Source organism: Agromyces sp. MMS24-JH15 (assembly GCF_043518605.1).
Lineage (GTDB): Bacteria > Actinomycetota > Actinomycetes > Actinomycetales > Microbacteriaceae > Agromyces.
The window spans coordinates 2,654,381-2,668,831 of the sequence record NZ_CP171358.1; the positions used below are offsets into that span (position 1 = coordinate 2,654,381).

Annotated in this window: 14 protein-coding genes; 10 read left to right on the forward strand and 4 right to left on the reverse strand. The window is 71.3% G+C overall.

Annotation, left to right across the window (positions count from 1 at the left end):
* The first annotated feature begins 11 nt into the window (after window positions 1-11).
* The 7 genes from ACDF64_RS12005 (at window position 12) to ACDF64_RS12035 (ending at window position 7,296) form a co-directional block, all read left to right on the forward strand.
* Window positions 12-1,313: a GAF domain-containing protein gene (locus tag ACDF64_RS12005; protein ID WP_394551584.1), complete on the forward strand. Its 1,302-nt coding sequence runs from the start codon at window positions 12-14 to the stop codon at window positions 1,311-1,313.
* A 126-nt stretch (window positions 1,314-1,439) separates the two neighbouring features.
* Entirely contained in the window at window positions 1,440-2,963 is a 1,524-nt protein-coding gene (locus ACDF64_RS12010; protein ID WP_394551585.1) for an aldehyde dehydrogenase family protein, read from the forward strand.
* A gap of 13 nt (window positions 2,964-2,976) precedes the next feature.
* Window positions 2,977-3,417 carry a DUF779 domain-containing protein gene (locus tag ACDF64_RS12015; RefSeq protein ID WP_394551586.1) on the forward strand — a complete coding sequence of 147 codons (441 nt, stop codon included), beginning with the start codon at window positions 2,977-2,979 and terminating at the stop codon, window positions 3,415-3,417.
* 242 nt (window positions 3,418-3,659) lie between these two features.
* Complete coding sequence (locus ACDF64_RS12020) at window positions 3,660-4,031, forward strand: FKBP-type peptidyl-prolyl cis-trans isomerase (protein ID WP_394551587.1); 372 nt, start codon at window positions 3,660-3,662, stop codon at window positions 4,029-4,031.
* Between the two features lie 89 nt (window positions 4,032-4,120).
* Entirely contained in the window at window positions 4,121-4,306 is a 186-nt protein-coding gene (locus ACDF64_RS12025) for a hypothetical protein (protein ID WP_394551588.1), read from the forward strand.
* Window positions 4,307-4,309: 3 nt separating this feature from the next.
* Window positions 4,310-5,011: a formate dehydrogenase accessory sulfurtransferase FdhD gene (locus ACDF64_RS12030; protein WP_394551589.1), complete on the forward strand. Its 702-nt coding sequence runs from the start codon at window positions 4,310-4,312 to the stop codon at window positions 5,009-5,011.
* On the forward strand, window positions 5,008-7,296 hold the full coding sequence (locus ACDF64_RS12035) for an FdhF/YdeP family oxidoreductase (protein ID WP_394551590.1): 2,289 nt from the start codon (window positions 5,008-5,010) through the stop codon (window positions 7,294-7,296). Before ACDF64_RS12030 ends, ACDF64_RS12035 begins: the two co-directional genes overlap by 4 nt.
* A 21-nt stretch (window positions 7,297-7,317) precedes the next feature.
* Here ACDF64_RS12035 and ACDF64_RS12040 read toward each other — a convergent pair whose 3' ends face one another.
* Both ACDF64_RS12040 and ACDF64_RS12045 read right to left on the reverse strand, forming a co-directional pair.
* Window positions 7,318-8,385 (reverse strand): hypothetical protein, encoded by a 1,068-nt coding sequence (locus ACDF64_RS12040; RefSeq protein ID WP_394551591.1) that lies wholly within the window; start codon window positions 8,383-8,385, stop codon window positions 7,318-7,320.
* 89 nt (window positions 8,386-8,474) lie between these two features.
* The gene (locus ACDF64_RS12045; protein ID WP_394551592.1) at window positions 8,475-8,867 is read right to left on the reverse strand and encodes a hypothetical protein; all 393 of its coding nucleotides are present in this window, start codon (window positions 8,865-8,867) and stop codon (window positions 8,475-8,477) included.
* A 193-nt stretch (window positions 8,868-9,060) separates the two neighbouring features.
* Between ACDF64_RS12045 and ACDF64_RS12050 the strand changes: the two genes are divergently transcribed.
* Window positions 9,061-9,759 carry a lysoplasmalogenase gene (locus tag ACDF64_RS12050; protein ID WP_394551593.1) on the forward strand — a complete coding sequence of 233 codons (699 nt, stop codon included), beginning with the start codon at window positions 9,061-9,063 and terminating at the stop codon, window positions 9,757-9,759.
* On the opposite strand, the gene ACDF64_RS12055 is transcribed toward ACDF64_RS12050, so the two are convergent.
* Window positions 9,674-9,970, reverse strand: coding sequence for a protealysin inhibitor emfourin (locus ACDF64_RS12055; RefSeq protein WP_394551594.1), 297 nt, complete (start codon window positions 9,968-9,970; stop codon window positions 9,674-9,676). The two genes, ACDF64_RS12050 and ACDF64_RS12055, sit on opposite strands and share 86 nt — an antisense overlap.
* A gap of 10 nt (window positions 9,971-9,980) precedes the next feature.
* On the reverse strand, window positions 9,981-11,039 hold the full coding sequence (locus tag ACDF64_RS12060) for a M4 family metallopeptidase (protein WP_394551595.1): 1,059 nt from the start codon (window positions 11,037-11,039) through the stop codon (window positions 9,981-9,983).
* A 62-nt stretch (window positions 11,040-11,101) separates the two neighbouring features.
* Here ACDF64_RS12060 and ACDF64_RS12065 point away from each other — a divergent pair, with 62 nt between their 5' ends.
* Together ACDF64_RS12065 and pflB are read left to right on the forward strand one after the other, a co-directional pair.
* The gene (locus ACDF64_RS12065) at window positions 11,102-11,953 is read left to right on the forward strand and encodes a type II CAAX prenyl endopeptidase Rce1 family protein (RefSeq protein WP_394551596.1); all 852 of its coding nucleotides are present in this window, start codon (window positions 11,102-11,104) and stop codon (window positions 11,951-11,953) included.
* 217 nt (window positions 11,954-12,170) lie between these two features.
* Complete coding sequence (pflB, locus tag ACDF64_RS12070) at window positions 12,171-14,447, forward strand: formate C-acetyltransferase (protein WP_394551597.1); 2,277 nt, start codon at window positions 12,171-12,173, stop codon at window positions 14,445-14,447.
* Window positions 14,448-14,451: the final 4 nt, after the last annotated feature.

Genomic DNA, 14,451 nt, shown 5'->3' on the forward strand with positions numbered 1-14,451 from the left:
ACGGAGCCCGCGTGTCCCAGCAGCATCCCCCAGGCCTGCTCCCCGATGACCGGATCGACTCGGGCCTTCGCGACCGCCTCCTGCTCGCGCAGCAGGAGGCGCTCGCGACCGGTGTCGTGCCGGTCAGCCTGCGGCCGGTGGTCCGGGAATCCTGGGAACGGGCGATCCGCGGCTCCCTCGACCCGGACCGCGTGCTGCCGCACCTCGACCTCGAGGACGACGCGTTCCGCGAGTACCGCGCCGCGCACGAGCTCGCGGGGGTGCTGCCGGTGATCCGGCGCCTCCTCACCGACGGCACCGAGGACGCCGGGCTCATCGTCGCCGTCGGCGATGCGCACGGTCGACTGCTCTGGGTCGAGGGCGATCGCGACCTCCGCCGACGCGCCGAGGACATGCTCTTCGTCCCGGGCGCCGACTGGTCGGAACCCGTCGTCGGCACGAGCGCGCCCGGGACGGCGCTGCAACTCGACCGGTCGGTGCAGATCCGCGGCGCCGAGCACTACAACCGGCTCGTGCATCCGTGGAGCTGCACCGCCGCACCCGTGCACGACCCCGTGAGCGGGCGCGTGCTCGGCGTGATCGACATCACGGGCACCGACCTCGCGGTCGCGCCGCATGCGCTCTCGCTCGTGCAGGCCACGGTCGCCGCGGTCGAGGCCGAGCTGCGGATCGCGAGCCTCGAGAGCGCGGTCCGCGCGACCGTCCGCCGTTCGCGGATGCGTGCCGCACCGGCGCCCGAGCGGACCGTCCTGCGGATCCTCGGCGACGCGCGGCCGACGCTCGGGTCCGTCGAGCTCAGCCCCCGGCACGCCGAGATCCTCGCGCTCCTGGCGTGGCATCCGCGCGGTCTCGGCGCGGAGCGGCTCGCCGAGCTCGTGTACGAGCGCGCGGCCTCGCCCGTCACGGTCCGTGCCGAAGTCGTGCGGCTCCGCCGCGTGCTCGAGGCGGCCGGCGAGCCGCCGCTCGAGTCGCGGCCGTACCGGCTCGGGCGCCCGCTCGACCTCGACGCGACCGAGGTCGTGCGCCTCATCGGGCGCGGCGCGCTCCGCCGTGCGTTCGAGCAGTACCGCGGTCCCGTGCTGCCCGAGTCCGACGCCCCCGGGATCGTCGACCTCCGTGCCGAGGTCGCGGGCCGGCTCCGCGAGTCGATGCGACAGGATGCCTCGCCGGACCTGCTCTTCGCGTACGCGGAGCGCGAGGCGACCGACGACGCCGAGGTGTGGCGGGAGCTGCTCGAGATCCTGCCGCCGCGCTCGCGGCGGCGCGCCTCGGTCGTCGCGCACCTGGAGCGGCTCGACCTCGCCGCGCGCTGAGCCGGCCCCGCGACTGCAACCCTCCTGCAACCCCGGGCAACCGGGTTGCAACCCGGCGCCGCCTACGCTCGCGGCGAGCCCCGCTCAGGGGCCGCTTTCGACAACGACGTCACAGGAGGCGCACGAATGACCGTGTACGCCGCGCCGGGAACCCCCGGCGCCCTCATCGAGTTCAAGCCCCGCTACGAGCACTTCATCGGCGGCGAGTGGGTGAAGCCCGCCGGCGGTGCGTACTTCGAGAACATCTCGCCGGTCAACGGCAAGCCGTTCACCGAGGTCGCCCGCGGCACCGCGGCCGACATCGAGGCGGCCCTCGACGCCGCCCACAAGGCGGCGCCCGCGTGGGGTCGCACGAGCGCGACCGAGCGCGCCAGGATCCTGAACGCGATCGCCGACCGCATCGACCAGAACCTCGAGCTCCTCGCCGTCGCCGAGACGTGGGACAACGGCAAGTCGATCCGCGAACCGCTGGCCGCCGACCTGCCGCTCGCGGCCGACCACTTCCGGTACTTCGCGAGCCTCATCCGCGCGCAGGAGGGCAGCTTCACCCAGCTCGACGGCGACACCGTCGCGTACCACTTCCACGAGCCGCTCGGCGTGGTCGGCCAGATCATCCCGTGGAACTTCCCGCTGCTCATGGCGGTGTGGAAGCTCGCGCCCGCACTCGCGGGCGGCAATGCGGTCGTGCTGAAGCCGGCCGAGCAGACGCCGACGTCGATCCTCGTGTTCCTCGAGCTCATCGCCGACATCCTGCCGCCCGGGGTCGTGAACGTCGTGAACGGGTTCGGCGTCGAGGCCGGCAAGCCGCTCGCCTCGTCGAGCCGGATCCGCAAGATCGCCTTCACCGGTGAGACCACGACGGGACGACTGATCCTCCAGTACGCCTCGGCGAACATCATCCCGACCACGGTCGAGCTCGGCGGCAAGAGCCCGAACATCGTGTTCGAGTCGGTCGCCGACCGTCGCGACTCGTTCTACGAGAAGACGCTCGAGGGCTTCAGCCTGTTCGCCTTCAACCAGGGCGAGGTGTGCACGTGCCCGAGCCGCTCGCTCATCCAGAAGTCGATCTACGACACGTTCCTCGACGACGCGATCGAGCGCACGAAGCTCGCCAAGCAGGGCAACCCGCTCGACACCGAGACGCAGGTCGGTGCGCAGGCGTCGAACGACCAGCTCGAGAAGATCCTCAGCTACATCGACATCGGCAAGCAGGAGGGCGCGAAGCTGCTGCTCGGCGGCGAGCGGGTCGACCTCGGCGGGGACCTGACGGACGGCTACTACGTCGCGCCGACGATCTTCGAGGGCCAGAACCGGATGCGCCTGTTCCAGGAGGAGATCTTCGGCCCGGTCGTCGCGGTCACGAGCTTCACCGACTACGACGACGCGATCTCGATCGCCAACGACACCCTGTACGGGCTCGGCGCCGGCGTCTGGAGCCGCAACGGCAACGAGGCGTACCGGGCGGGCCGGGACATCCAGGCCGGCCGCGTGTGGATCAACAACTACCACGCGTACCCGGCGGGAGCGGCGTTCGGCGGCTACAAGTCGAGCGGCATCGGCCGCGAGAACAACGCGCAGGCGCTCGACCACTACCAGCAGACCAAGAACCTGCTGGTGAGCTACGGCGAGACCCCGCTCGGGTTCTTCTGATCGGCGCGGACCGATGTCCCTCGACCGCCTGTCCCGCAGGGTCATCGCGTCCGTGACGATCGAGGGCGAGACGTCGCCGCGGGTGGAGCTCTCGCCCGCGGCGACCTCGCTGCTCGATCGGCTGTGGGCGATGCACGGCCCGCTCATGTTCCACCAGTCGGGAGGCTGCTGCGACGGCAGCAGCCCGATGTGCTACCCGGCCGGCGACTTCATCACGAGCGACGCCGATGTGCTGCTCGGCGAGCTCGCGCTCGACGGCGACGGCGCCGGCGTCCGCGTCATCCCGTTCTGGATGTCCGCCGAGCAGTTCGCCTACTGGCGGCACACCTACCTCATCGTCGACGTCGTGCCGGGCCGGGGGAGCGGCTTCTCGGTCGAGGCGCCCGAGGGCGTGCGGTTCCTGATCCGTTCGCGGCTCATGGACGACGTGGGGCGCCGATCGGACCAGCCCTGAACAAGAATTCGCCGCCCCGCGGTGTGGCTCTGCCTACAGCGCTCCGGGGCGGCGAATCCTTGTCCGCACAGCATGGCGGCTCACCGCGACGCCCGCAACCGCTTCGTGGACATCCGGTGGATCGGATGCCTCGACGTGGGCCGGATTCGGCGGGAACCTGCAACCCGGGGCCCGGGCCGCGACCGGTTGTCGACATCCCCTCACGATTGCGGCCGGGAGGGGCATCCGTTTGGATGGAGTCCATGACCGATACGAACAGCAAGCCTGAGATCGACGCGCCCGAGGGGCCCGCACCGACCGACCTCGTCATCGAGGACATCGTCGTCGGCGACGGCGCCGAGGCCACGCCGGGCTCCACGGTCGACGTGCACTACCTCGGGGTCGAGTACGAGACCGGCGAGGAGTTCGACTCCTCCTGGAACCGCGGCCAGTCGATCAACTTCCCGCTCCAGGCGCTCATCTCCGGATGGCAGGAGGGCATCCCGGGCATGAAGGTCGGCGGCCGCCGCAAGCTCGTCTGCCCGCCCGCCAAGGCCTACGGCCCCGCCGGCGGCGGACACCGCCTGAGCGGCAAGACGCTGATCTTCGTGATCGACCTGCTCGGCGTGAGCTGAACGACGATCCTCCGAACGCAACCTCAGCGTGCACGGGCCGCCGGGTTCCCCGGCGGCCCGTTCGCATGCCCGGTGCGAGACTGGATCGCATGAGCCGCATCACGGCGCGACGTCGCGTCACCCGCTACACCCTCGGCGAGCGCACTTCCCGGCGCGAGGACGAACTCACCGTCGAGGAGCCGCTCGAGATCCGCGTCGGCGGTCGTCCGCTCGCGGTCACGATGCGCACGCCCGGGCACGACGTCGAGCTCGCGATCGGCCTGCTCGTTTCCTAAGGCGTGATCCGGCACGGCGCCGACGTGCTCGCCGCGCGCCACTGCGCGGGCGAACCCTCGTCCGATGGCTCCGCCGAGAACACCTACAACGTGCTCGACGTGACGCTCGCGCCGACCGCGGGTCCGCTGCCGGCGTCGGCGCTCCACGCCCTCACGATGACGAGCGCGTGCGGGATCTGCGGCAAGGACTCGATCGACGCCGTCCGGCAGCGCTCGGCGTTCCCGGTCGACCGTGACCCGGTGCGCCTCGACCCGACGACGGTGAGCGGATGGCCCGACCGGATGCGCGGCGCGCAGGCCGTGTTCGCGCGCACGGGCGGACTGCACGCGGCCGCGCTCGTCGACGTCGCGCGCGACGAGGTGCTCGTGGTCCGCGAGGACGTCGGGCGGCACAACGCGGTCGACAAGGTGATCGGCTGGGCGTTCCGCGAGGGCGTGCTCCCGCGGCCGGGCCTCGCGCTCGTGGTCTCCGGGCGCGCCGGGTTCGAGCTCGCGCAGAAGGCGTCGATGGCGGGCGTCCCGGCGCTCGTCGCGGTGTCGGCGCCGTCGTCGCTCGCGGTCGACCTCGCGAACGAGGTCGGGATGACCCTCATCGGGTTCGTGCGCGGGGCATGCTTCGTCGTGTACTCGGGCGACGCGCGCATGCAGGAGCCGCAGCCGCAGCCCGCACCCGCCCAGCCCGTCGCGGCCGGGGCCGGCGCATGAGCCGCACGATCCCCGAGCACGCCGAGTACCCCGACCTCGAGGTCGGCCACCCGAAGCGCGAAGCCGTCGGCCCCGAGGCGGTCGTTCGTTCGCTCGACCTCGCGGTGCGGAACCTCGGCCCGGGGCGCGCGGCGAAGGTCCTCCTGAACATGAACCAGAAGGAGGGCTTCGACTGCATGAGCTGCGCGTGGCCCGACCCCGGCCACCGCACGCCGTTCGAGTTCTGCGAGAACGGCGCGAAGGCCGTCACGTGGGAGGCGACGCCGCTCACGGTCCCGCGCTCGTTCTGGTCGGAGCGCTCGCTCACCTCCCTGCTGGACTCGACCGAGTACTGGCTCGGCCAGCAGGGACGGCTCACCGAGCCGGTCCACAAGCCCGCCGGCAGCGACCACTACGAGCCGGTGTCCTGGGAGCGCGCGTTCGAGATCGTCGCCGGGCACCTGAACGGGCTCGACTCGCCCGACGAGGCCGCGTTCTACACGAGCGGCCGCACGTCCAACGAGGCGGCGTTCCTGTACCAGCTCTTCGTTCGGGCCTACGGCACCAACAACCTGCCCGACTGCTCGAACATGTGCCACGAGTCGACCGGCACCGCGCTCGTGGAGACCATCGGCATCGGCAAGTCGACGATCGCGTACGACGACTTCGGCAAGGCCGACCTCGTCATCGTCATGGGCCAGAACCCCGCGACGAACCATCCGCGCATGCTCACCGCGCTCGAGGAGACCAAGCGGAACGGCGGCAGCATCGTCGCGGTGAATCCGCTGCCCGAGGCGGGGCTCATCCGCTACAAGAACCCGCAGAAGGTCCGCGGCCTCCTCGGCAAGGGCACGGCGATCGCCGACCGGCTCCTGCAGATCCGGTCGGGCGGCGACATGGCGCTCCTGCAGGCGGTCTCCAAGCGGGTCCTCCAGGCCGAGGCGGATGCCCCGGGCACGGTGCTCGACCGCGACTTCATCGACCGTCACACCGCCGGGTTCGAGGCGTTCGCCGCCGGACTCGCCGACCTGGACGACGACGAGGTGCTGCGTGCGACCGGGCTCGAGCTCGAGGAGGTCGACGACCTCGCCGCGCGGTACCTCGCGGCCGACCGCGTGATCATCACGTGGGCGATGGGCCTCACGCAGCAGCGGAAGGGCGTCGACACGATCAAGGAGGTCGTGAACCTCCTGCTCCTCCGCGGCAACATCGGCCGGCCCGGCGCGGGCGCGTCGCCGATCCGCGGTCACTCGAACGTGCAGGGCGATCGCACCATGGGCATCTGGGAGAAGATGCCGGAGTCGTTCATGGCCGCGCTCGGCCGGGAGTTCGCGTTCGAGCCGCCCCGCCGGCACGGCCTCGACGCGGTCGACACGGTCGCCGCGATGCAGCGGGGCGAGGTGAAGGTGTTCGTCTCGATGGGCGGCAACTTCGTCGGCGCGATCTCCGACACCCTCGCCGCCGAGGCGGCGATGCGCGGCACGCGGCTCACCGTGCAGGTCTCGACCAAGCTCAACCGCTCGCACGTCGTCACCGGCGAGGAGGCGCTGATCCTCCCCGCCCTCGGGCGCACCGAGATCGACGTGCAGGCCTCCGGCGCCCAGTTCGTCTCGGTCGAGGACTCGGTGTGCGCGGTGCACGGCAGCCACGGCGCGCTGCCGCCGATCGGCGGCGAGGTGCGCAGCGAGGTCGCGATCGTCGCCGGGATGGCGCGCGCCACGCTCGGCGACCGGTACGGCATCGACTGGGAGGCGATGACCGCCGACTACGACGTCATCCGCGACCGCATCTCGCGCGTGGTGCCCGGGTTCGCCACCTTCAACGAGGATGTCCGCCGCGTGGGCGGATTCATCCTGCCGAACGGCCCGCGGGACTCGCGCACGTTCGCGACCGCGACCGCGAGGGCGAACTTCACGGCCAACGCCCTCGAGCACCTGGAGCTGCCCCCGGGTCGGCTGATCCTGCAGACCCTGCGGAGCCACGACCAGTTCAACACGACGATCTACAGCCTGAACGACCGGTACCGTGGCATCCGCAAGGGGCGCGACGTGGTCTTCGTGAACCCCGACGACCTCGCCGACCTCGGCCTCGCGCACGGCGACCGGGTCGACGTGGTGAGCGAGTGGCCGGGGGAGCCCGACCGCGTGCTGCGCGACCAGCGGATCGTCGAGTATCCGACCTCGCGCGGCTGCGCGGCCGCCTACTATCCGGAGGCCAACGTGCTCGTGCCGCTCGGCAGCACCGCGATCGGCAGCAACACGCCCGTGTCGAAGGCCGTCGTGGTGCGCCTGGAGCCGGTCGGCTGACGCCGGATCACCTCGCCCGCGTCACCACCCGAACATGTCGGACAGCCAGAACCACGCCGCGAGCGCGACGAAGCCGATCCCGCCAAGCAGGGTCGGGAGCGGCAGGCGCGTCCGCAGCCGCCGACCGCCGGTCGCGATCCGCGGGGCGGGCGCGTCCACGCCTGCGAAGTGCGCCTCGGCGGCGCGGAGGTTCTCGGCCACGCGCTCGTCGCGGTAGCGCTCGCCGCGGTCGGCGAGCCGGTCGGCAACGGTCGACGTGAGTGCGCCGAGCTGCGCCCACCACCGACGGTCCGCGAGGTCCGCCGTGCCCTGCCGGTAGCAGAGCATCCAGTCGTCGACGATCTCGAGGTCGTCCTGCGCGGCGTGGTCGATGAGGAGCGCCATGAGGTCGGGCGTGAAGACGTACAGCGCGTCGCGCTCGTACCCGTCGGGCACGTACAGGCGGAACGAGCGGTCGAAGTCGCCCTCGAGCTCGAGCCGCTGCGCGCGGCCGATCGCGGTCGGCAGGCTGCTTCCCCAGGTGTCGTTCGAGGTCGCGTCGAGCACCATGTGGGGGAGCGGGGCGTCGAGGCGGATCGCGACGTAGCTCCAGAAGTGCGTGGTCTCGCTCTTCCCGTTGCCGGTCGTGTACCGGTAGTTGCCCGCCTCGACCTCGCGCCCGGCGACCGAGCGGACGTGCTCGGTGACCGTGCGGCCGCCGCCCTGGGCGAAGACGATCCCCGGGAACCGGACCGTGCCGCCCTCGGCGTAGGCGTAGCCCTGCGACGCGGCGAACCGGTCGATCCGGAGGCGCCGGTCGAGCAGCCGGCGACGGGTCGCGACGGCGCTGAACACCAGGACGCCGGGGAACGTGAGGATGGCCGCGACCAGCGCGAACGTGAAGAACGGGTTCGGGTCGGCGCCGAGGAACCCGATCAGGGTCCCTCCGAGGAGGGCGAACGCGAACACGCCGACCGCCGCGAGCGCGGCGGACCCGAATGCCGGGCCGAGCATCGCGATCAGCGACGGCGCGGTGCCCGCGATGTGCGCCGACCGGCGGTGCTCGAGGTACTCGGCGGGGGTCGGCTCGGGTGGAAGCGCGGCGGGCATGGCGCTCAGTCTGGCGCACCGGACCGGGGCGGCTCAAACGACCGCGGTGCCGCCCCGGAGGGGACGACACCGCGCGTTCGAACCGGCGTTCAGCTGGTCTGGTCGAGCTCTTCGACCAGCGCGGTCGAACCGGGGAAGAAGCGCGGCTCGCGCACCAGCACCGGCACGTACTCCTGGTACTCCTGGGGCTGGGCGGCGAGGAACGCGCCGCTCTTCGTGTAGGCCAGCAGCAGGGCGACCGAGCTGGTGTCGACGTCGCCGTCCTCGTCGTAGGCGTACTCGAGGTTCTGTGCGGCGGCGAGGTCCCCGCTCTCGAACGCCGCGATGACCTCGTCGATGCTCGAACGGAAGTAGCGGAATCCCTCGATGACCTTCTCGCCCGAGGGCTTGTGGATGACGGTCTTGCCGAAGAGCTTCTTCTTGGTCTCGAAGGTCTCGGGCAGCGCCTGGAGCCACTTGGAGAGTTCGGGGAAATCGGTCATGTCCGCACGCTTTCTTCGGGGGTACAGAAACGGAGAGAGCGCTCTCAGAAGCGCTCGAATCCGAAAGCTAGCGCACCGCTGGTCGCCGCTGCGAAACATTTCGCCCGGTTACCGCAGTCCGCCCGCGGGGGCTCGCCGGGTGCGCCTCGTATGATGATCGCCTCCCCTCCTGATCCCCGAAGGACACGACGACGTGAGCCCTGGAGCCCGACGACTGCTGTGGTCGTACGCCGCCCTCTCCCTGATCCACCTGGTGCTGCTGCAGACCGGCCCCGGCTGGGCGATCACCCTGACCAAGGCGCTGCTGGTGCCGCTGCTCGTTGCCGCGGCGGTCGTCGCCGTACGTCCGCGACGCGACGCCCCGGTGCTGCTGCTGCTCGCCGCGCTGGCGGCCTCGTGGCTCGGCGACGTACTGCTGAGCGTCGACGGATGGTTCGTGCCCGGGCTCCTCGCCTTCCTCGCCGCCCACCTGGCGTACGTGGTGCTGTTCCTCCGGCTCGGCGGCCACGGGCTCGGCCGGCGCCGGCCTCCCGGCTGGACGCTCGTCTACGCGGCCTGGTACGCGGGCTTCCTGGCGCTGCTCGCCCCGCACCTCGGCGCGCTCCTCGTGCCCGTCGCAGTCTACGGCGCGGTGCTCGGGACGATGGCGGCGCTCGCCGCCGCACGCGGGCCGCTCGTCGCGATCGGCGGTGCGCTGTTCGTGGTCTCCGACTCGGTGCTCGCGCTCGGCCGGTTCCTGCCGGGCTACGAGTTCGCCCTCCACGACCTCGTGGTGATGTCGACCTACCTCGGCGCGCAGGCGCTGATCACGATCGGGGTCGTGCGGGCCCTGCGCGGCGCGGGTCCGTCGTCTCGCGCACGCGATCGACGAGCTGCCGCCACGGCCCGATGAGCTGCCGCTCGGCGAGCGTCGCCTCGTGCGGCTCGCACACGATCCGGTAGACGAACCGATCCGGCTCCGGGGGTGCGGGCGGCACGGCCGTCCACGGGATCCCGGCCAGCAGCACGACCCAGTCGTCGCGGTCGGGCTGGTCGTCGACCGAGACCTCCCAGACGAGCCGGATGCCCGCGATCCCCCCGCTCCGGGAGACGATGACGTCCATGGCGGTGATGCTACTCCGGCTCGACGCCGACCTCCTCCCAGCCGTGTCGGACCGCCTGCTGCTCGCGCGAGCCCTCGCCGAAGCGCGTGCCCGCCGAGCGGAGGGTCTCGGCGGCGAACTCGGCGAACGTGGCATCCGTGCCGAGGCGGCCCGAGGTGAGCGTGTCGTACCAGATGCGGCCGACGTGCTCCCAGACGAACCCGCCGAGCTCGGTCGCCGCGAGCGCGAACGCGCGATTCGGGATGCCCGAGTTCAGGTGGACGCCGCCGTTGTCCTCCTCGGTCGTGATGAAGTCGCGGAAGCGGGCGGGCTGCGGGTCGGCGCCGAGGACGTCGTCGTCGTACGCGGTGCCCGGGTGCAGCATGTCCCGGAGCGCCCGGCCCTGGACCTCGGGCGTGAAGATGTCCTCGCCGATGAGCCAGGTGGCGGCCTCGGCGTCCTGCCCGAGCGCGTACTGCTCGACGAGCGCGCCGAACACGTCGGACACGTGCTCGTTGAGCGCGCCCGACTGCCCCTGGTAGCGCAGGTTCGCGGTGCGCTCGGTGACGCCGTGCGCGAGTTCATGGCCGATCACGCTGAGCGAGTTCGTGAAGCCCGTGAACACCTCGCCGTCGCCGTCGCCGAAGACCATCCGCTCGCCGTCCCAGAACGCGTTGTCGTAGCGATCGCCGTAGTGGACGGTCGCCTCGAGCGGCATGCCCTCGCCGTCGATCGAGTCGCGGCCGAACACGCGGTCGAACATGCGGTGGGTGTCGCCGAGGCCGTCGTACGCCTCGTCGACAGCGTCGTCACCGGTGGCCGGCTGGCCCTCGCGGCGGACCAGCTTGCCGGGCAGGGTGGCGCGGCCGCCCGCGTCCGAGATGCGGCGGTCGGGGGAGGATGCCGCATCCGGCAGCGCCGACGGCGGGCGGTCCCCGAGCAGCCGCTGTTCGCGGACCGGTTCATCGCGCAGGAGCGAGCGGCGCGCCGCGTCGGCGGCGATGGGGAACCGGTAGGAGCCGGCCTCCGCGATGCGGGCGAGCAGGTACGGGGGGACGATGGCGTGGGTCACCCGCTGCGTCGAGGTCATGGCTCGATGCTGGCACGGACCGCCGACGAGCGGGGGAGGACGGCGCATGGCAGGCTGGCACCGTGCCAGAGACCGCACCCGCCGCGCGGGTGGACACCGACCCCGTGCGCACCCATCCGATCGCGCTCGTCCCGGCCGTGCTCGTGTGCGGGGCCGCGGTCGCCCTGTTCGGGTTCCTCGTGCCCGTGCTCGGCTACGCGATGCTCGCGGCGGGACTCGTCGCGGCCTGGCTGTGCGACCGCTCGGGCCGCACGAGCCGCCTCGCTCCCGACCTGCTGCTCATCGCGCTCGGCCAGGCGATCATCTCGACGATGCCGCTCGCGGCCGACATCACGTGGCCGGCGATGGTGCGCTTCGCGCTCGTGCTCGGGGCCGCGGTCGCGGTGCCGTTCCTCATCTCGCGGTTCGTCTACCGCGACCACGTCATCGTGTTCCCGTGGCGCACCGGGCGGCGGTGGACGCGCACGCAGTGGATCTACCTCGTCGCGGTGGTGGGCGCCGGTTGGGTCATCCTGCCGTTCTACTTCATCTCGTCGGGCGTCTACCAGAACTGGCCGACCGTGACCGAGCCGAGCGAGATCGCGCGCCTGTTCGTGGGCGTGAACGCGGTCGGCACGTGGGACGAGCTGTTCTTCGTCTGCACGGTGTTCGCGCTGCTGCGGCGTCACTTCCCGACCTGGCAGGCGAACGCGCTGCAGGCCGTGGTGTTCGTCTCGTTCCTCTGGGAGCTCGGCTACCGGTCGTGGGGGCCGCTGCTCACGATTCCGTTCGCGCTCGTGCAGGGGTACACGTTCAAGCTGACGAAGTCGCTCACGTACGTGCTCGTCGTCCACCTCGCGTTCGACGCGATCGTGTTCTGCGTCATCGTCTACGCGCACAACGGCTGGCCGGCGATCTTCCCGTTCGCGCCCTGAGCCGGGGCACGCCCGGGGGCTTTGTGGTCAGACCACAAAGATCGGGTCGAAAATGCCGGTCCGCTGTGGTCAGACCACAGACTTCTCGACCGCGCGGCACGACGGGCGTACCGTGGAACGCGGGGGGAAGGACCGGGCGGCGAACAGCCGGCCGATGGCCCCTCCGTGTCCGCCCGACAGGAACGAGCGGACGAAGAGATTCGCTGAGGAGTGGGACATGACGCTGCAGACCGGTGCCGAGCGGAGCCTCGACCTGGACGACCCGCACGGACGGGCCTGGCGAGGGTTCGCATCCGGACCCTGGCAGGACCGCATCGAGGTGCGCGACTTCATCCAGCGCAACTACACGCCGTACGAGGGCGACGCGTCGTTCCTCGCCGGCGCGACCGAGCGCACGAGCGCCATCTGGGGCAAGCTCAGCGGCATGTTCCCGGAGGAGCGCGAGAAGGGCGTCTACGACGTCGACCCGCACACGCCCGCCGGCATCACCGCCTTCGCACCCGGCTACATCGACCGCGACCAGGAACTGGTCGTCGGGCTCCAGACGGATGCCCCGCTCAAGCGCGCCATCATGCCCAACGGCGGCTGGCGCATGGTCGAGGGTGCCCTCCAGACCTACGGCTACGAGGTCGACGACACCCTCCGCACCGTCTACACGCAATACCGGAAGACCCACAACCAGGGCGTCTTCGACGGGTACACCCCGGCGGTCCGCGCGGCCCGCAGCTCGCACATCATCACCGGCCTGCCCGACGCCTACGGCCGCGGCCGCATCATCGGCGACTACCGCCGTGTCGCGCTCTACGGCGTCGACGCGCTCATCGCGGCCAAGAAGGCCGACAAGCTGATCCTCGACACCACGCCCTTCACCGAGGACGTCGTGCGGGCTCGCGAGGAGCACGCCGAGCAGCTGCGCGCGCTCGCCGAGCTGAAGGAGATGGCGGCCGGCTACGGCTTCGACATCGGCCGCCCCGCCGAGACCGCGCAGGAGGCGGTCCAGTGGCTGTACTTCGGCTACCTCGCCGCGGTGAAGGAGCAGAACGGCGCGGCGATGTCGATCGGTCGCATCTCGACCTTCCTCGACGTCTACGTCGAGCGCGACTTCGCCGAGGGCACGATCACCGAGGAGTTCGCTCAGGAGCTCGTCGACGACTTCGTCATCAAGCTGCGGATCGTCCGGTTCCTGCGCACCCCCGAGTACGACGAGCTGTTCTCGGGCGACCCGACCTGGGTCACCGAGTCGATCGGCGGCATGGGCGAGGACCGGCGCACGCTGGTCACCAAGAACTCGTTCCGGATGCTCCAGACCCTCTACAACCTCGGGCCGGCGCCCGAGCCGAACATGACCGTGTTCTGGAGCCCGGACCTGCCGCAGGGATTCAAGGAGTTCGCCGCGAAGGTGTCGATCGACACCTCGGCGGTCCAGTACGAGTCCGACGAGCACATCCGCACCGCCTGGGGCGACGACGCGGCGATCGCGTGCTGCGTCTCGCCGATGGCCGTCGGCAAGCAGATGCAGTTCTTCGGAGCGCGCGTGAACCTCGCGAAGACCCTCCTCTACGCCATCAACGGCGGACGCGACGAGGTCAGCGGCAAGCAGGTCGCCCCGGCGTTCGCGCCGGTCGAGGCGGGCAAGCCGCTCGACTACGACGACGTGTACGCCCGGTTCGACCAGACCATGGACTGGCTCGCCGCGACTTACGTCGAGGCGCTCAACGTCATCCACTACATGCACGACAAGTACGCGTACGAGCGCATCGAGATGGCCCTCCACGACAAGGAGGTGCTGCGCACCATGGCGTGCGGCATCGCCGGCCTCGCGGTCGCGACCGACTCGCTGTCGGCCATCAAGTACGCGACCGTCACGCCCGTCGTCGACGAGCGCGGCGTGGTCGTCGACTACGTGACCGAGGGCGAGTTCCCGACGTACGGCAACGACGACGACCGTGCCGACGCGATCGCGGTCGGCCTGGTCGAGGCGTTCATGGCGAAGATCCGCAGCCACCCGACCTACCGGAACGCCGTTCCGACGCAGTCGGTGCTCACGATCACCTCGAACGTCGTCTACGGCAAGGCCACCGGCAACACGCCCGACGGCCGCCGCGCGGGCGAGCCGTTCTCCCCGGGTGCCAACCCGATGAACGGCCGCGACACCCACGGCATGCTCGCCTCGGCGCTGTCGGTCGCGAAGCTCCCGTACCGCCAGTCGCAGGACGGCATCTCGCTCACGAGCACGATCCTCCCGTCGGGCCTCGGCCGGACCGCGGACGAGCAGTCGACCAACCTGGCCGGCATCCTCGACGCCTACTTCGGGGCGAGCGGCTACCACATGAACGTCAACGTGCTCCAGCGCGAGACGCTCATGGACGCCATGGAGCACCCGGAGCTGTACCCGCAGCTCACCATCCGGGTCTCGGGCTACGCGGTGAACTTCGTCCGCCTGACCCGCGAGCAGCAGCTCGACGTCCTCAACCGCACCTTCCACGAGCGCTAGGCCC